Origin of the sequence: Chloracidobacterium thermophilum B (assembly GCF_000226295.1) — a bacterium.
In the GTDB taxonomy this organism is placed as follows: domain Bacteria; phylum Acidobacteriota; class Blastocatellia; order Chloracidobacteriales; family Chloracidobacteriaceae; genus Chloracidobacterium; species Chloracidobacterium thermophilum.
Window position 1 is genome coordinate 1,463,512 of the sequence record NC_016024.1, and the last position, 16,946, is coordinate 1,480,457.

The following is a 16,946-nucleotide window of genomic DNA, read 5'->3' on the forward strand; positions in this document are numbered from 1 at the left end:
AAGCTGAAGGTGGTGTTGGCAGGGGGGTTGCGGGAGAGCCTGAGAGTCTGATAATCAGCCTTACGTCAAAATACCGCCCAGCCGCGCCTGCACCCACAGCGGCGGTACCGCCCACAGCTTTGCCCCCAGTGACAGATGCGCCCGCCGGGAAAACACATCGTAGCCATGCCGCTCGATGTCACGCAGAATCCCTCCGTACAAACGACTGCTCAGGAACACGGTAAAGCGACTGTCCGGCGAAAGCAACCGAATACCACACTCCGCCTCACGGTAGAAATCCCGCGCCCGGCAAATCTCGAACTTAAGCAGGGCCACCACTTCCGGCGTCAGCCGCCCCTGCAGAATCATCTCTTCCGTACAACCAAACCGACGCAGGTCCTCCAGTGGCAGGTAAATCCGGTTGCGCCGGGCATCCTCGCCCACATCCCGCAGGATATTCGTCAACTGAAAGGCAATGCCAAGCGCCACCGCATACTGGAGCGCACTTGAGTCAGCGTAGCCGAACACCTCACTGGTCATCAGCCCCACCAGCGACGCCACCCGGTAGGCATAGGTATAAAGGTCATCAAACCGCTCGAAGCGCACGGGCCCTTCCGTGCGGGCATCCATCAGGCAGCCCTGCATGAGTTCAAGGGGATGTTCGAGCTTGACCGGAAACTGTGGAAGGAAGTCATACCAGGCGACAAGCACCGGGTGAGCCGGAAAGGGCCGCCCGGCATACACATCCCGCAGAGCCTGCGCCCAAGCTTCAATGGCCAACGCCACTGCCGTCGGGTTGGCCTGGCGGTTGGTATCCACCAGGTCATCAATCTGCCGGCAGAGCGCATAGATGGCATAAATGGCCGGACGCTTGCGTTTGGGAAGGGTCTGGGTGCAAAAGTAAAAGCTTTTGGCGTGGGTGCGGGTCACCTCCCGGCAGTAGGCATAGCCAGCAGCCACAGCCGCCGGGGCTGGCGCCTGAACCCGCACTTGCCCGGCAAAGGGGTCAAGCGCCGCAACGCTGCCAGTATCAAGTCTCATGCCCTGAGAGCGTGAACAAAAACTGCATCAGCACCATTGGGTTGGAGCTACCGCCACCACCCGCTGAAAACGTACCGGACTATGGTATAGACTCAACACCAACGTCAACACTTGCTGGCATGCGCCGGAAGCCTGTACTGGTCGGCAGGCTGGAGTTCCAGAGCAAACCTGAACCTGGCTGTCTTTTGCTGAATCACTATGCTTGAGGAGTTGAGAAAATCACCCGTCCCGTCCCCGCAGGCAACGACTTCCAAACCGCTGCTGCAAACCTTCCTGATCCACATCCAGCTCCTCGACCCCGTCACCTGGCTTGGCCCCTGGCAGTGTTTCTGCTGTGGGGTCCTGGCAACGGGGCTACGCCTGGCAGACCTGACGGTGACGGATGGCGTCAAATTTTTTCTGGCCTGCGGACTCATCGGCCCGCTGCTGACCGGTTTCAGCCAATCCATCAACGATTATTTTGACCGCCACCTCGACGCCATCAACGACCCGGAGCGCCCTATTCCGGCGGGGCGGATTTCCCTCGCGGCAGCCCGTGCCAACTTCATCCTGACCGGTTTCCTCGCCGTGGGGAACATGTTGCTGCTGTACCTTGTGACTGCCAGCCCGGTGATTCTCATCCTGGGCGTCGCAGGACTCTTTCTGGCCTACGCTTACAGCGCCCCGGGATTTCGCCTCAAGGAAAACGGCTGGCTGGGAACAACGGCAGTGGGCATCGGGTACTGCCTGGTGCCATGGCTGCTGGCTGCGCACCTTTTTTCACGGGAGCCGGGCTTTCCTGCCTTTCATCTGGCGCTGGGGGTTGTCAATGCCCTGGTTGCCATGGGGCTGATCACCATGAACGACTTCAAATCCATTGAAGGGGACCGCAAAAATGCCCTCAAAACCCTCCCCGTACTGTATGGCGAACGTGGCGCAATGCTCATTGCCTTTACCGAAATCAATCTGGCGCAGGTGATTTTTGTCATCACCTGCTTTTTGTTTGGCTATGTCACCATTGGCTGGCTTGGCATAGCCTTCTTCGTTCCCCAGCTTGTTCAGCAGGTACAGCTCTACCGCGCACCCAATGACAGCCGGTTGCTCGAAAGCATTGGGCGCAATGCGGCCGGGCGGTCGCTCATCAGTCAGAGTCAGGCCAGCGCCCATCCGGGCTTTATCCGTTTTCTCGTTGGGAGTAATCTGCTCACCGTCACAGCCCTTACGGCTGTGTCCATCGTCCATGGGTATTGGCGCTAGAACCCGTTTCAGAATAAGGAGACCAACGCCATGAAAGACACGGCAACGGCTACAGCTTCAGACAGCCCCAACCAGACTGCCGAAGCCTCACTCGAAGCGTTTCGGACGCTTTCTCTGCCCGAAAAGGCCCTGACCATTGCCCAAGCGCAGGCAATGTTGTTTTCCAACACGGTTGTGCAGGTGCTTTCCACGGTCTTGCGTGGCAGCCGCCGCCCCAGTGCCAGCTAGGGGCCAGCCAGGGGGAAGCCATCCGTCAGGCCCACTTCAGGACCGCCTCCACATCAAAGTCTGGCTTCCAGCCCAACCGGGCGCCGGCTTTTGAGAGATCGCTGACATAGTGCCGCTGGTCGTCTGGCGCCGGCTCGACATCGGTCAGGTGTAGAACCGGAGTCCTGCCACATGCCCGGCCAATCCGCTGCGCCAGTTCAACCAGTGAGTAGGCGTAGTCGGGACCGCCGCCGATGTTGAACGTCTCATTGAAGGTGTCGTGGGCATCAGACAAAGCGGCACAGGCGCGCAGCACGCGCACAAGTTCTGTCACCGGCAGGACATCCCGCACCTGCCGTCCCTGCCAGCGCAGCGTCAGGGGTTGTCCACGGCGGATGGCATCGGCAAAGCGACTGACCAGTCCGCCGGGATTGCCCGGCGTCGGCGGTGCAAACATCGTGGAGAGCCGCAGCACACAGAGCCGGAAGCCGCGCTGGGACGCATAAAAACGGGCGTATTCCTCGGCCAGCCACTTTGACCAGGCGTAGGCGTTCTGCCCACGCAGGGTTGTCGGGCAGCTTTCCGGCACGGCCGGGTAGTGGTCAGCATGCGCGCCATAGACATCCTTGGTCGAGGCCAGCAGCAGGACGTGCTGTTCGGTAAGCTGGGCGCAGAGCCAGCGTGTGCCGTCGCTGTTGACCTCGAAGCAGTCCGCCGCTGCCTCCGGGGCTTTGGCCACGTGGGCGGCCAGGTGGACGATGACCTGGTGATGGGCCAGCGCCTCAGCCAGGGCTGGGGTAAACAATCCCAGTCCCTGCCGTCGCCCGGCCACGGTCGCCCCCAGGGCCGCCGCCACATGAACGCCCAGATAGCCTGTCCCACCTGTCACCAACCAGGTCTGCTTCACGCGGTTTTCTCGGTCTGATCCAGGTTCAAATCCGCCACCGGGGTTCTGTCGCGCGGAAGCCGAACGGTCACAGTCGTTCCTTTCCCCGGCTCACTGACAATGGACACCCGGCCACCATAGGCCGTCACGACATCCCGCACGAGGGTCAGGCCGATGCCCAGCCCACCCCCCTTGAAGTTGGTACGGGAAGTGCTGTGGTACTGCGAACTGGCTACTTCATAAAATGACTCAAAAGCGACAGCCACTTCATGGGCAGCCATACCAATTCCATTGTCCTCAACCTCGATGGTGAAATATGGCTCCCCGGAGGTTAGCCGGACGTGGATGTTTCCGTGGTCAGGGGTGAACTTGACGGCATTGAAGAGCAACTCCCGCAGAACCTGGGTCACGCGCAGGGCATCGCCCACCGCCGGCAGGTGTTCCGGCCCTGCCAGATGATACTGGTGCTGGCGATGCCGGGCGTGAACCTTGATTTCTTCGAGCGTGGTCCGTACCAGGACCGCGACATCAAACGGCTGGCAACTGATGGGCAGGCGATCAGTGGTGGTTGTCATCAGCAGCGTGAGGTTCTGGACGATGGTGGTGAGGTTTGAGATGGCCGCCTGCATGGCCGCGCGGGCTTCCCGGACATCAGCGGGCGAGTCGGCCATCACTGCCAGCAAATCACAGTAGCCCTGGAGAATGGTCAGCGGCCCGCGCAGTTCGTGGCTGGTCATGCGGAGGAATTTTTCCTTGAGTTCGGTCAGGCGTTGTAATTCACGGTTTGCCTGCTGCAGGGCGGTGTTTTGCTGGCGCAGCCTCACCCGCCCGAAGCACTTCTCGATGGCCAGGTGCATCTGCCCGACATCAAAGGGCTTGGGGATGAAGTCACTGGCGCCGAGCTTCATCGCCTCGACGGCTTCCTCGATGCGTCCATAGCCGGTAATCATCAACACCTCGATGGACGGGTCATGGGCCTTGACCAGTTCAATGACAGCCAGCCCTCCCTGGCGCGGCATGCGCAGGTCGGTGATGACAAGATGGGGGCGGAAGCTGACCAGCAATGGGGCCACTTCACTGCCATCTGCTGCCGTGCACACCTGGCAGTCACTGAGAAAGTCCTTAAAGAAAAGCCGGATTTCCGCCTCGTCATCCACAACGAGCACCCGGCGGTTTAACTCAACCGACGGAGCGGCAACAGCATCTTCCATCACCTACACTCCAGCATCTGGCACTCCGGCGTCTAGGGGCGAACCATCGGCCGCTGCTGGCGCGCCAGATTCAGAATTTCGTGGGCCAGTGCCTCCTTGGTCATCAGTGGCAGTGTCCGGGTTTCACCGCTGGCCAGGACGAAGGTAGCCCGGTTGGTATCGGTGTCAAACCCGGCGCCAGCCTCAGTGACATCGTTGAACACCAGAAGGTCGGCACCTTTGCGGCGGAGCTTTTCCAGAGCCGCTTCCAGTGACCAGCCCGTTTCAGCCGCAAAGCCGACGACGAAGCGGGACCCCTTCCGCGCACTGACGGCGGCGAGGATGTCTTCGGTGGGTTCAAGGTCGAGCTGGCGCAGCGGTGCCGGGGTCCTTTTCAGCTTTTCCGTCGCCACCTGCCGCGGACGGTAGTCGCAGACGGCGGCCGCCTTGATCACCATCGTGGCTGCCGGCAGACACCGCAGCACGGCCTCATACATCTCGCGGGTGGAGCGGACAGCAATGGTTTCAACGCCCTCCGGCGGGGTCAGCCGGGTCGGACCACTGATGAGGGTGACGGTTGCGCCGCGCACCTGCGCCGCCCGCGCCACGGCGTAGCCCATCTTCCCTGAAGAGCGGTTCGTCAGGTAGCGGACTGGATCAATGTCCTCAATCGTGGGCCCGGCCGTCACCAGAACGTGGTCGCCGGTCAAGTCACGCGGTGTTGTTTCCACCGTTGTTTCCAACGTCGCCAGCGATGTCCACACCGTCTCAACGATGCGGTCAGGGTCAGCCAGCCGCCCTTCACCAACCATGCCACAGGCCAGAAACCCGGCCTCCGGCTCGATGATGTGGACGCCACGCGCCCGCAACCGGGCCAGATTGTCCTGTGTGGCCGGGTGCCGCCACATCTCCACATTCATCGCCGGGGCCACAAAGGTCGGACAGGTCGCCGCCAGATAGACGGTTGACAGAAAATCATCAGCAATACCGTGGGCCAGTTTGGCCAAACAGTTGGCCGTGGCCGGCGCAATCACCAGCGCGTCCGTGCGCTGGGCCAGGGCAATGTGGGCAATGTTGGTATCGTCGTCGCGTCCCCAGTGCGACGTATGGACGGGCTTCCCGGAAAGCGCCTGGAAGGTCAGCGGCTGGATGAAGTGCGTCGCCGCCTCGGTCATGACGACCTCGACCGTGGCGCCGAGCTGCTGCAGGCCACGCAACACCAGAATCGCTTTGTAGGCACCAATACAGCCGGTGACGCCCAGAGTGATGTGCTTCGTCATTATTGGGAAGGTCCGCTTGCTCCCCGGCGCATCCCCACACAGGAACATCAGCCCGCAATGGGGCCGGGCTTGGTTTGTCAGGAGGATAACGCTATCGTAACACACAAGGCATTTCCAGTGTCACTTGGCAGATAGCGTCTGCCTCTCTCAGAAAGGCTGTTGATTATGTCGGCTGAAACCACAGAAACCAGGTTTTCCCATCTCTCCAAGGAATTTCTCCACGTGGTGGAGGTTGCGGCCATTGCCGCGGCGCGCACCATGGGGTTTGGCCAAAGAAAACAGTCCGACCGCGCCGCCGTTGAGGCCATGCGCGAGGCCATGCGTACAGTGCGCATGAATGGGCGGATTGTGATTGGCGAAGGCGAGCGCGACAAAGCTCCGATGCTCTATATCGGCGAGCGCGTCGGTGCCGGGGCCGAGCTTCCCGACGACGATGAGACCTTCCCCGCCGTGGATATTGCGGTTGATCCGCTTGAAGGAACAAATCTCTGCGCCACTGGCGCGGCCAATGCGATTGCCGTTCTGGCGGCGGCCGAGCGGGGCGGACTGCTCCATGCTCCCGACATGTACATGAACAAGCTCGTCGTTGGGCCGGCCGCCAAGGGAAAGCTCGACATTGACGCTCCGGTGGCCGAGAACCTCAAAATTCTCTCGGACTGCCTGCGGCGGGCCGTCACTGACCTGGTGGTTTCGGTGCTTGACCGCCCGCGCCACGCCAGGCTCATTGCCGACATCCGGGAAGCCGGGGCCCGCATCCAGCTCATTTCGGATGGCGACCTGTCGGCCGGCATCAGCGCGGCCATCGGCGGGTCGGGCGTCCATGCCGTCATGGGCATCGGCGGGGCCCCGGAGGGAGTGCTGACGGCGGCAGCCATGAAGTGCCTGAACGGTGAAATCCAGGCACGCTTTGTGCTCAAGGACCAACTCCATGCCGAAGACCACACCAAAGTCACGGAAGACAGCGAGACGCTCGCCCGCATGCGGGCCATGGGCATTGAGGACCCGGCGCGGGTCTATCGGACGGATGACCTGGCGCCCGGAAAGCACATCATCTTCGCCATGACCGGCGTGACCAATGGGACGGTGCTGCGCGGAGTACGCTTTTTCGGTGCCGGCAAACGCACCTCGTCGCTTCTGATGACAACCTGTCCGCATACAGTACGGCTGGTGGATACGGTCCACGTTGAGGGCGGGCCCGACACGGTCATCCGGCTGTGAAGCATCCGCTCCTGAGCCGGCTGCACCGCCCAAAGATATGGTGTCAACGGCAGTGGCCGTCCTATACTGGCGCTTTGTCAGGGCATCCACCGTCGCTCCGGGCCGGTCCGACAGGCCCAGGTTGGTTGTGGCGGTGTGGCTGGGTTGGCTCTGGCTCGTCGGCATCGGGGATGAGCATTGAGGTTCGGTCCTGATTTGGCTCACCGGGTTGGGGACAAACTGAAGTACAGCCGGGTTCCGCGTGTTCCAGGCTGTATCAGGGGGGACGTGCATGCGATATCTGTTCCGTAGTTTCTTCGCCGGTTGGTTGTGCCTTGTCCTGGGTACGACCCTGACGCTGGCCACAGAACGCTCTGAAGGGTGTGTGGTGACTGGGGTGGTCACAGATCACAGCGGCGGGCCCATTGCCCACGCCATCATCTCCATTTTCCGGGATGGAGATGAAAAGGAAGTCCTGGTGACAGCTTCCAGCGACCGCAGCGGCCGGTTCACACTCTCCCGGCTTACACCAGGCGTCTATCGGCTGCTGGCGGCAGCGCGTGGCTTCCAGACGTTGATCAGCGAACCAACTGAGTTGATAGCGGGACAAACGTCCCGGATGCGGCTTATGCTGCGCCCGGCGCCGGACCCCAGGGTAACGGGGGTCAATCCGGTCAAGTACCAGAACCGGCGCCACCGTGGCATCTTCAATGCCACAGCCACGACTTCCGACACGTCAGACCCGGCACGGCCGGGCACACCTCTCTGGCATGGGGCGGCGCTGATTGGCTCAACCGGATACGACAGCCAGGTGACGGCTGAAGTCACACCGGGGATGGAAATCGGCGCTTACCTGCGCCGTGGCTGGGAAGGCCAGTCGGTCACTATCGGTGGGGCGCTCCGCTACAGCGCCGGACAGCATCGCGGACGCCTCCGCTGGCAAACCGATCAGGTGACCGCCGATCCGGTCCTGCCCGCTCCAGCCGCGCCCGCGCCGGGCAGCCTGTTTTTCCGCCACGACTTCCAGGCGGCAGATGCCTGGCAGCTCACCGACCGGCTCCAGGTGCTCTATGGCTTTGATTACCTCCGGGTGGGGCGCAGCCAGGAGGAGGTCTGGCGTCCACGCCTGGCTGTCCACTGGCAGCCCTGTACAGCCGTGCAGGTGCATACCGCGCTGACCTCTGATGGACAAGCCTTCCCAGCTTGGGCTGACCTGGAGCGGCCGCTGTTGACCGACGACTTCCCCGCACCGCCTGCGCGTCTGGCGCTGGTGGATGAACGGCCCGCACTGGCCCGTAACCTCCGGGTCGAGGCCGGGGTTGCCTGGCAGATGGATGCGCGGACGACAGTCAAATTCTATGCCTATCAGGACTGGCTGGACGGACATCCTCTGGCCTTGGATGGACATATTTCGTCGCGTCTGAATGGCCGCGCCCACGGAACAGCCATTCTCCTTACCCGCCGTCTGCAACCACGCCTGGTGGTGACAACGGCCTATGCGGCCGGACAGAAGGCGGTGCAGATGGATGCCACGGGGCCAGCGGCTGCAACCTGGATGAACGGCACCTACCATCATGTCGTCGCTGTTGTGGCGGAAACCATCCTTTCCGGCGCGGAGACCCGGATTCAGGTCGGCTACCGCCGTGCCTGGGGGAACCCGGTTCATGCCATTGATCCCTTTACCGGCCGCCTGCCCTTCACCGACGCCGGGCTGAACCTCAGAATCGTTCAGACCCTGCCCGGCTGGATATTCCTGCCCGGACAGTGGGAAGCCATCGTCGAAGGCCATAACCTAGATGAACGGCGTGGCGAAGTCACCGGGCTGGGGGCCGTTTCCGGCTTTCCCCACCGGCGGACGGTGCGTGGCGGACTTCGCTTCCGCTTCTGAAGTTTATGGTATTCCGTTCCTACCCCACCTGGCTCGTGGTTGGAGTCAGTCTGACCATCACCCTGCTCGGACTGCTCAACCTGATGGACCGTGCTGTGCAACCCCCGCCGGCCGATGATGGCGTGCGCTGGCGCGCCACACCCCAGGGGTTGGTGGCCGAAAGTGTCCGTCCGGGCAGCTCGGCTGAGCGGGCAGGTGTCATCCGGGGGGACGTTCTGCGGGCCATCATGGTTGAAACCAATTCCCAGGAGCCGCCGGAGCCACTAGCCGTCACCAAGGAATGGCAACTTCAGTACTACCTGGATGAGTACGTCCATGTCGGCGGCAATGCCATCTACCTTGTCGAACGCTACAATCCCCTGGGTTTGAGTCTTGGTCTTTGGCAGGCCGAGCTGCGTCACCTGGACCCGCAACCCAGCCGCTTCGGGCTTGAGGTCTATGCCGCCTTTGTCGGCACGCTGTACCTGCTCATCGGGTTGGTTGTCTTCGCCAAACACAGACACACCTCCCAGGCGCTCCACTTTTTTGTCATCTGCGCCTTGTCGTTCATTTATCTTGTCTGGAACACCAGTGGGGCACTGACAACTTTTGACACTGCCATTCTCTGGGCCGACCGGGTCTCACTGATTGTGCTGTGCCCGATTTTTCTGCACTTCTGCGCCACTTTCCCCCTGCGCAGTGCGTGGCTGGAACGCCGTCGCCGTCTTATCTGGTTGATGTATGGACCGGCTCTTGTCCTGGCGCTGTTCGAGACCCTCCACCTGTCTCTGGGGCGCTACAGCACCTGGTTGCTCGACCTGCGTCCGCTGCTTGACCAACTCACCCTGATCCATTTTGCCGTAGCCTTTGCCGCTGCCCTCAGCGTTGTCACGGTGACGTTCTTCCAGACGGAAACCCCACTGCTCAAGCAGCAGATGAAATGGATGGTGGTGGGTCTGACGCTGGGCATTGTCCCGTGGCTGGCTTTCTACGGAGTGCCGGTTGTGGCGGGCGTTGAGCCAACGCCAATCATGGAGGCCCTGGCGCTGGGTCCGACCGTTTTCATCCCCCTGTCCTTTGGCTACGCCATCGTTCGCTACCGCCTCATGGATGTGGATGTCATCGTGCGGCGCAGCCTGACCTACGCGCTGGCGACCTTTGGCGTGGTCATGATTTTCATGCTGGGGGTGATCAGGATGGCTGCCTGGATACGGGAGACCTACCCGTTTGTCCCGGCTGTGACCACGACATTTCTGCAGGTGGTGGTGCTGTCCGCCGGTGCCATCCTCTACGCTCCTTTCAAAAACTGGCTCCAGGAACGCATTGACCGGATTTTTTATGGCGCGCGCTATGACACCCGCTTGGGGCTGGCGGACTTCGGGCGCGCCATGGCCACAACGACGGCCTTGCCCGAACTGCTTTCGGCCATTGCCCGGAAGCTGTCCGATGCGGTGTCGGTGACGGATATCGCCATTTTTCTGCCCGATTCAGATGCACCGGCCGCGGCACAGCCGCTGCGCCTGCGGCCCGTCTTCACCAGTGGGCTGACCACGCCGGTGCTGCCGCCCCATATCGAGCAGGAGATTCTCCAGACCGGTCCCCGTGGTTATCTCGTGGACGAGGCCGGGCTGGCCGAAGGCGATCTGGCCTACTATTTCCCCTGTGTTGCGCGGGGCCGGCTGGTGGCCGTTATGGCACTGGGTAAGACGGTCGAGCGCACCCTCCTGACCTCGGAAGACACAGAGCTGCTGCGTGGCCTGGCACCCTACATGGCGGTCGCCATTGAAAACAGCCTCTTTTATGAGCGTGAGCGGGCGCGGGTCGAAGAACTGGCCCGGCTCAAGGAGTTCAACGAAAACATCATCGAGTCCATCAACGTCGGCATCGTTGTTATTGACTGCCAGGGCCGGCTCACCACCTGGAACAGTACCTTTGAGAAGCTGTTTGCCCTGCCGCCGCCGCCGCCGGAGGGGTGGACAATGGAGCTGCTGTTTGACCCGGACCTGCTGCGCATGATGCGTGGCGTCATCGGCCATGACGCGGGTTGGCAGATCACCGACGCCCGCACGATTTACCGCTGCCGTACCCAGGGGCGCAATGGACAGGCCCTGGTGCTCAACATCACCCTCCTGCCACTTCAGACGCGCGCCCTGGCCGCCGGCGGAGCCCTGATTTGCTTTGAGGACATGACGATCCGCGTCCGCCTCGAAGAACAACTCCGGGAAGCTGACAAACTCTCTTCGATTGGGCTGCTGGCGGCCGGTGTCGCTCACGAAGTCAATACCCCACTGGCCGGTATCTCCAGCTACACGCAGATGCTCCTGGCGGAGTGCAGTGACCAGGACCCCCGCCGTCCCATTCTGGAGAAAATTCGCCGGCAGACCCTGCGTGCCTCTGACATTGTCAACAACCTGCTCAACTTCTCCCGCACCGGCAACTCCACCTTTGCGCCGGTGGACCTGGCGACGATTCTTGATGACACCATTCAGCTTCTGGAGACCCATCTGCGCGGCACCGCCATTGAAATCAAAAAAGATTATGGCGGCGCACTCCCTCCGGTCTGGGGACAGGCCAGCAAACTTCAGCAGGTGTTCATGAACCTGATGCTCAATGCGCGCGACGCCATGCCCCACGGCGGCATCCTGACCATCACGGCCACCGTACAGGGCAATGCCGTGACCATTGCCGTTTCCGATACCGGTATCGGCATTCCGCCCGAAGTCATCCACCGCATCTATGACCCGTTTTTCACGACCAAGGAAGTCGGGCATGGCACAGGTCTCGGCCTGGCCGTCAGTTACGGCATCGTGCAGGAACACGGTGGACATGTCTTTGTCGAAAGCACGCCCGGACAGGGGACAACCTTCCGGGTCAAACTGCCCGTAGCTGCCACCCAGACGTCACCGCCCCCTCTTGCTGCCACGGCAGAAGCTGCTAGTGTAGCGGTTCGTGTGCCGGCCGAAGTGACGCCTCTGCCCCGCTGATGGCTCGCCGGGGCAACATCCTGGACGCACCGGCACACCGCTGTCAGAACACCCAAATCTGATTCTGTGCCTTGGAATTTCCATGCTCCACCTTGCTCTGACCCGTCGTTACCGCGAAGCCCGGATGGTGCTGCGCGGCATCCTCGACCGTTGGCATCCGGTCCTTGTGCATATTGTGCCGATTCGGCGGTGCAACCTCGCCTGCACTTACTGCAATGAGTATGACGCCGTTTCAGACCCCGTTCCGCTTGATGAAATGCTGCGCCGGATTGACAAACTGGCCGAACTTGGCTCTTCCATCGTGGCCTTCAGTGGGGGGGAACCCATGCTGCACCCGGACATCTACACCATGTTCCGGCGCATTCGCGCCCACGGCATGATGGCCGGTCTCATCAGCAACGGTTACTACCTGACCCGCGAACGGATTGAGAAACTCAATGAAGCCGGGCTGGAATACCTCCAGATCAGCATTGACAACGTCCATCCCGATGAGGTCTCCCAGAAAAGCCTCAAGGTCCTTGACCGCCGCCTGGTGGACCTCCAGCGCTATGCCCGCTTTGCTGTCAGCATCAACTCGGTCATCGGGGGGGGCATCCGCCAACCGGAAGATGCCGTCACGGTGGCCAAACGGGCCGCGGCGCTGGGATTTGCCGTTTCCTGCGGAATTATCCACGACAACCGCGGCGCGCTCAAACCCCTGTCCGAAGCTGAACTGCGTGCGTACGAGGAAGTCAAACGGATTGGGAAAACCGGCTACGCCATGATTCACACCTTTCAGGACAATCTTGCCCACGGGCGTCCCAACCGGTGGAAATGCCGGGCCGGTGCACGCTACCTCTACGTCTGTGAGGATGGGTTGGTCCACTACTGTTCCCAGCAGCGGGGCTACCCCGGCATTCCGCTCATCAACTACACCCGCGACGACCTGCGCCGCGAATATGCCACGCCCAAGCCCTGCGCGCCCTTCTGCACCCTTGCCTGCGCGCATCGGGCTTCCACCATGGACTTCTGGCGCGATCCCCAGCAGGAGCGCCACCCGACTACCGTTCACACGTGACACCATGATAGGCTTACGGTGAAGATGTTACCAAACCCGGTGATGCCGTGCGGAAGTGGCGAAATGGCAGACGCACCAGACTTAGGATCTGGCGCCGCAAGGCATGAGAGTTCGAGTCTCTCCTTCCGCACTTTTCTGCTCCGCCTCCTGCTCCCTCACCGGAAAAACCTCCACACAGCCCCGGACAGCCCTTTCGGAAACAGCCGTTGCACCCCAGACTGGAACGTAAGTAAGGTTACGCCCGTGGGCCGGCCGCCAGCCAATCCGGGCCGGCCTTGAGCAGGCTTTATTCCTGACGATCATTGCCTCCAAAGGAGTGTTCTATGTTGCAAGTTGGACAACCGGCGCCGAGCTTCGATATGGCTTCCACCAAAAACCCTGAAACGCTCAAAGAACGGATCAAACTTGAAGATTACCGTGGCAAGTGGCTCGTGCTGTTCTTCTATCCGCTGGACTTCACCTTCGTCTGCCCGACAGAGGTGACCGGCTTCAGCGACCGTCTGGAAGAATTCCACGCCCTCAATGCCGACGTTCTCGGCGTAAGCACAGACAGTGTGTACTCACACAAGGCCTGGCTGGAGACGCCCCGTGAGAAAAACGGCGTAGCCGGCACGAAGTACCCCCTGGCCAGCGACATCACCAAGGCAGTCAGCCGCAGCTATGGCGTTCTCATCGAGAACGAAGGCATTGCCCTGCGTGGGCTGTTCATCATTGACCCCGAAGGCATTCTCCAGTACCAAGTCGTTCACTCGCTCAACATCGGGCGCAATGTGGATGAGGTGTTGCGTGTCCTCCAGGCACTTCAGTCCGGCGGACGGTGCCCGGTCAACTGGAAGCCCGGTCAGAAGACCATCTAGGTTCGCGGTGACTCAATCCGTGACCTGCCGCCCACACAAGGAAAAACACCATGCCGATGCGGATTGGCACGCCGCTGCCACCTCTTGACGGAGCAACGGAATGGCGCAATGGCAGTGTCACCCCGGAAGACCTGCGGGGTCACATTGTCCTCATCCACTTTTGGGCCGTGAGCTGTGGCATCTGTTCTGAACAGATGCCACGGGTCAATGCCTGGCGCGACACCCTGGCCGAAAAAGGCGTCCGGGTGGTAAGCATTCACATGCCTCGCTATGAAGCTGACACCGACGTGGCAGCCGTCGAGGCCGCCATTGCCAAATATGGACTCACCCAGCCCTGCGCCATTGACAACCAACACCGGATAGCGGATGCCTTTGGCAACGAGTTCGTCCCGGCCTTTTACCTGTTTGACGCCGAGGGCAAACTCAAAAGCTTTTCCGCCGGCGAGAACGCTGCCCGCCTCGTGCAGCCGGCCTTGGAACGGCTGCTGGGCAGCACGTGAAGGCGGCGTCGCTTCATAGAAAACGTGGCGCAGAAGCGCCCGCCAGCTTGGCGACCAGCGGTTAGCCGCTCATCGCTGGTCGCCCATTGCCAACTGCCAATCACCAATCGCTGGCAGCCAACCTCTGCGCCAAGGCACGTCCGGTGGGGGTATCCAGAGTGGCAATCCGGGATGGTGGGCCCTCGCCTACCAACCGCCCGCCGCCGGTACCGCCTTCTGGCCCCAAATCCACAATCCAGTCCGCAGCCCACATCACATCGGTGTGGTGCTCGATGACAATGACCGTGTTTCCCCGGTCCACCAGCGCCTGCAGGACTTCGAGCAACCGGCGGACATCCTCGAAGTGTAACCCCGTCGTCGGCTCATCCAGAATGTAGAGCGTGCGTCCGGTTGCCCGGCGCGCCAGTTCGCAGGCAAGCTTCAGACGCTGGGCTTCCCCACCGGACAGGGTTGTGGCCGGTTGCCCCAAGGTCAGGTAGCCCAAGCCCACCTCGACAAGGGTACGCAGCTTGTGCGCCACCGACGGAAAGGCCGCAAAAATCCCGGCTGCCTCCGCTACCGTCAGATCAAGCGTCTGAGCAATGTCCCGTCCCTCATACCTGACCTCCAGCGTCTCCCGGTTGTAGCGCCGTCCCTGGCAGACCTCACATGGCACATACACATCGGGCAGAAATGCCATCTCAATCCGCTTGACGCCATCCCCTTCACAGGCTTCACAGCGTCCGCCCGGCACATTGAACGAAAACCGCCCGGGACGGTACCCCCGCGCCCTGGCCTCCGGCAGACTCGCGTAGAGCTCCCGGATGGCGGTGAACACACCCGTGTAGGTGGCCGGGTTGGAGCGGGGCGTACGGCCAATCGGCAACTGGTCAATCTCAATGACCTTGTCAAACACCCCGGCACCTTCAATCGCCCGATGGGCACCAGGCGGTACGCCCGAACCCGACCGGTGGACCAGCGCGCGGTACAGCACATCGAGGACAAGGGATGACTTGCCTGCTCCGCTCACCCCTGTAACAACGGTCAGGCACCCAACTGGAAACCGGGCTGTGACCTCCTGGAGGTTGTGATGCGTTGCGCCAACGACCGTAACATAACCTTGGGCCGGTGGGCGCGGCGTGCGCGGCACGACAACCTGGCGCACCCCGGACAGGTACTGTCCCGTCAGCGAATCCGGGCACTGCCGGATGGATGCTGGCGGACCGGCCGCCACCAGATGCCCACCCTGGGCTCCAGCACCGGGACCCAAGTCAATGACCCAGTCCGCCTGAGCAATGGTTTCTTCATCATGCTCAACCACAATGACGGTGTTGCCGGCATCCCGCAGACGTTTCAGCGTGTGAATCAGACGCTGGTTGTCCCGGGGATGCAGACCAATGCTCGGCTCATCGAGAATGTAGAGCACGCCCCGCAGAGGAGTTCCCAGTTGGGTCGCCAGGCGAACCCGCTGGATTTCTCCGCCCGACAGCGTTGCCGTCGGGCGGTCCAGCGTGAGGTACCCCAGGCCAACTTCAACGAGAAAAGTAAGCCGCGACTGAATTTCCGCCACAATCCCGGCGGCGACCTGCACCTCCCGAGCAGACAGGGACAGTTCGCGCGCCCAGGTGGCCACCTCCGTGAGTGGCCACCGCGTCAAAGCCTCAAGTGGCTGCCCGTTGACTGTGACAGCCCGCGCCTCCGGCCGCAACCGCGCCCCCTGACAGTCCGGGCAGACTCGCAGCCCGGTAAAATGCTGGAGCTTAGCCCCCGGGCTGGTGTCTATGATCCCTCCCAGACCGTCACAGGTCGGGCAGGCGCCAAGCCGGCTGTTGAAAGAAAACGAGCGCGGCTCCAGCGGCGGCAGACTGAAACCACAGGCCGGGCAAGCCAAGTGTACCGAAAACAGTGTTTCACCCTGTCCATCAAGGGCAATGAGTACGGTGCCTTGGGACAGCCCAACCGCCACTCCGATGGCATTGCGCAACCGCTCCGTCAGGTTTGACTTGACGATAAGCCGGTCCACAACAACCTCGATGTCGTGGGCTTTTCTTTGATCCAGACGGACCTCCTCTTCATCGAGCGTGCGTACTTCACCATCAATCCGCACCCGTGGGAAACCCCGTTTGAGGGCAAACTCCAGCTCTTTTCGGAAGGCCCCTTTGCGCTGGCGCGCCAGGGGTGCCAGCACCATCAGGCGGGTACCCGGCGGCTGGGACAGTACCCACTCGACCATGGTTTCGGGCGACTGCCGCTGGATAGGCAGACGGCAGGTTGGGCAGTGCGGTTTCCCAATCGCTGCATAAAGCAGCCGCAGGTAGTCATACACTTCAGTGACGGTGCCCACCGTCGAACGCGGATTCTGGTGCGTCGTCTTTTGCTCGATGCTGATGGACGGGCTGAGACCGCGAATGGCATCCACTGCCGGACGTTCAAGCCGCGCCAGAAACTGCCGGGCATAGGCTGAGAAGGATTCGATGTACCGCCGCTGACTTTCCGCGTAGATCGTATCAAACGCCAGAGAGGACTTGCCCGACCCACTGACACCAGTCAACACCGTCAGGCTCTGTGGTGGGATGGTAAGGATAAGGTTTTTCAGGTTGTGTTCACGCGCATTGATGATTTCCAGTGGTTTCATGGTGTACGGCTTTTGTGGCTTAATGAACCAGACTTTGTAACGATAGATAGA

General features: G+C 61.6%; 13 protein-coding genes and 1 tRNA gene. 9 read left to right on the forward strand and 5 right to left on the reverse strand.

What is annotated here, in order from left to right:
- Nucleotides 1-60: 60 nt before the first annotated feature.
- Nucleotides 61-1,020 (reverse strand): phytoene/squalene synthase family protein, encoded by a 960-nt coding sequence (locus CABTHER_RS06065; RefSeq protein WP_014099727.1) that lies wholly within the window; start codon nucleotides 1,018-1,020, stop codon nucleotides 61-63.
- A gap of 198 nt (nucleotides 1,021-1,218) precedes the next feature.
- Here CABTHER_RS06065 and bchG point away from each other — a divergent pair, with 198 nt between their 5' ends.
- Both bchG and CABTHER_RS06075 read left to right on the forward strand, forming a co-directional pair.
- Entirely contained in the window at nucleotides 1,219-2,256 is a 1,038-nt protein-coding gene (bchG, locus tag CABTHER_RS06070) for a (bacterio)chlorophyll synthase (protein WP_014099728.1), read from the forward strand.
- A gap of 30 nt (nucleotides 2,257-2,286) precedes the next feature.
- Nucleotides 2,287-2,484, forward strand: coding sequence for a hypothetical protein (locus CABTHER_RS06075; protein ID WP_014099729.1), 198 nt, complete (start codon nucleotides 2,287-2,289; stop codon nucleotides 2,482-2,484).
- A gap of 25 nt (nucleotides 2,485-2,509) precedes the next feature.
- Here CABTHER_RS06075 and CABTHER_RS06080 read toward each other — a convergent pair whose 3' ends face one another.
- From CABTHER_RS06080 to coaBC, 3 genes are read right to left on the reverse strand one after another with little or no spacing between them, the layout of a single operon-like run.
- Nucleotides 2,510-3,370 (reverse strand): NAD-dependent epimerase/dehydratase family protein, encoded by an 861-nt coding sequence (locus CABTHER_RS06080; RefSeq protein WP_014099730.1) that lies wholly within the window; start codon nucleotides 3,368-3,370, stop codon nucleotides 2,510-2,512.
- Nucleotides 3,367-4,560: a hybrid sensor histidine kinase/response regulator gene (locus CABTHER_RS06085; RefSeq protein WP_014099731.1), complete on the reverse strand. Its 1,194-nt coding sequence runs from the start codon at nucleotides 4,558-4,560 to the stop codon at nucleotides 3,367-3,369. The genes CABTHER_RS06080 and CABTHER_RS06085 overlap by 4 nt, the downstream gene beginning before the upstream one ends.
- Before the next feature lie 32 nt (nucleotides 4,561-4,592).
- Entirely contained in the window at nucleotides 4,593-5,819 is a 1,227-nt protein-coding gene (gene coaBC / locus CABTHER_RS06090; protein WP_014099732.1) for a bifunctional phosphopantothenoylcysteine decarboxylase/phosphopantothenate--cysteine ligase CoaBC, read from the reverse strand.
- A gap of 165 nt (nucleotides 5,820-5,984) precedes the next feature.
- Here coaBC and glpX point away from each other — a divergent pair, with 165 nt between their 5' ends.
- The 7 genes from glpX (at nucleotide 5,985) to CABTHER_RS06125 (ending at nucleotide 14,281) form a co-directional block, all read left to right on the forward strand.
- Nucleotides 5,985-7,037, forward strand: a complete 1,053-nt coding sequence (gene glpX, locus CABTHER_RS06095; RefSeq protein WP_014099733.1) for a class II fructose-bisphosphatase — start codon at nucleotides 5,985-5,987, stop codon at nucleotides 7,035-7,037.
- A gap of 271 nt (nucleotides 7,038-7,308) precedes the next feature.
- Complete coding sequence (locus CABTHER_RS06100; RefSeq protein WP_081464739.1) at nucleotides 7,309-8,904, forward strand: carboxypeptidase-like regulatory domain-containing protein; 1,596 nt, start codon at nucleotides 7,309-7,311, stop codon at nucleotides 8,902-8,904.
- Between the two features lie 5 nt (nucleotides 8,905-8,909).
- The gene (locus CABTHER_RS06105) at nucleotides 8,910-11,867 is read left to right on the forward strand and encodes an ATP-binding protein (protein ID WP_014099735.1); all 2,958 of its coding nucleotides are present in this window, start codon (nucleotides 8,910-8,912) and stop codon (nucleotides 11,865-11,867) included.
- A gap of 82 nt (nucleotides 11,868-11,949) precedes the next feature.
- Nucleotides 11,950-12,924, forward strand: a complete 975-nt coding sequence (locus CABTHER_RS06110) for a radical SAM protein (protein WP_014099736.1) — start codon at nucleotides 11,950-11,952, stop codon at nucleotides 12,922-12,924.
- Nucleotides 12,925-12,973: 49 nt separating this feature from the next.
- Nucleotides 12,974-13,054 (forward strand) — tRNA-Leu (locus CABTHER_RS06115).
- 193 nt (nucleotides 13,055-13,247) lie between these two features.
- Nucleotides 13,248-13,781 carry a peroxiredoxin gene (locus CABTHER_RS06120; RefSeq protein ID WP_041569112.1) on the forward strand — a complete coding sequence of 178 codons (534 nt, stop codon included), beginning with the start codon at nucleotides 13,248-13,250 and terminating at the stop codon, nucleotides 13,779-13,781.
- Nucleotides 13,782-13,831: 50 nt separating this feature from the next.
- Nucleotides 13,832-14,281, forward strand: coding sequence for a TlpA disulfide reductase family protein (locus tag CABTHER_RS06125; RefSeq protein WP_335334116.1), 450 nt, complete (start codon nucleotides 13,832-13,834; stop codon nucleotides 14,279-14,281).
- A gap of 100 nt (nucleotides 14,282-14,381) precedes the next feature.
- Here CABTHER_RS06125 and uvrA read toward each other — a convergent pair whose 3' ends face one another.
- On the reverse strand, nucleotides 14,382-16,895 hold the full coding sequence (uvrA, locus tag CABTHER_RS06130; protein ID WP_014099739.1) for an excinuclease ABC subunit UvrA: 2,514 nt from the start codon (nucleotides 16,893-16,895) through the stop codon (nucleotides 14,382-14,384).
- Nucleotides 16,896-16,946 lie beyond the last annotated feature (51 nt).

Bases quoted from the DNA above. Each gene is read 5' to 3' on its own strand.
- CABTHER_RS06065 (WP_014099727.1), bottom strand. From the start codon at position 1,020: ATGAGACTTGATACTGGCAGCGTTGCGGCGCTTGACCCCTTTGCCGGG.
- bchG (WP_014099728.1), top strand. From the start codon at position 1,219: ATGCTTGAGGAGTTGAGAAAATCACCCGTCCCGTCCCCGCAGGCAACG.
- CABTHER_RS06075 (WP_014099729.1), top strand. From the start codon at position 2,287: ATGAAAGACACGGCAACGGCTACAGCTTCAGACAGCCCCAACCAGACT.
- CABTHER_RS06085 (WP_014099731.1), bottom strand. From the start codon at position 4,560: ATGGAAGATGCTGTTGCCGCTCCGTCGGTTGAGTTAAACCGCCGGGTG.
- coaBC (WP_014099732.1), bottom strand. From the start codon at position 5,819: ATGACGAAGCACATCACTCTGGGCGTCACCGGCTGTATTGGTGCCTAC.
- glpX (WP_014099733.1), top strand. From the start codon at position 5,985: ATGTCGGCTGAAACCACAGAAACCAGGTTTTCCCATCTCTCCAAGGAA.
- CABTHER_RS06100 (WP_081464739.1), top strand. From the start codon at position 7,309: ATGCGATATCTGTTCCGTAGTTTCTTCGCCGGTTGGTTGTGCCTTGTC.
- CABTHER_RS06105 (WP_014099735.1), top strand. From the start codon at position 8,910: ATGGTATTCCGTTCCTACCCCACCTGGCTCGTGGTTGGAGTCAGTCTG.
- CABTHER_RS06110 (WP_014099736.1), top strand. From the start codon at position 11,950: ATGCTCCACCTTGCTCTGACCCGTCGTTACCGCGAAGCCCGGATGGTG.
- CABTHER_RS06120 (WP_041569112.1), top strand. From the start codon at position 13,248: ATGTTGCAAGTTGGACAACCGGCGCCGAGCTTCGATATGGCTTCCACC.
- CABTHER_RS06125 (WP_335334116.1), top strand. From the start codon at position 13,832: ATGCCGATGCGGATTGGCACGCCGCTGCCACCTCTTGACGGAGCAACG.
- uvrA (WP_014099739.1), bottom strand. From the start codon at position 16,895: ATGAAACCACTGGAAATCATCAATGCGCGTGAACACAACCTGAAAAAC.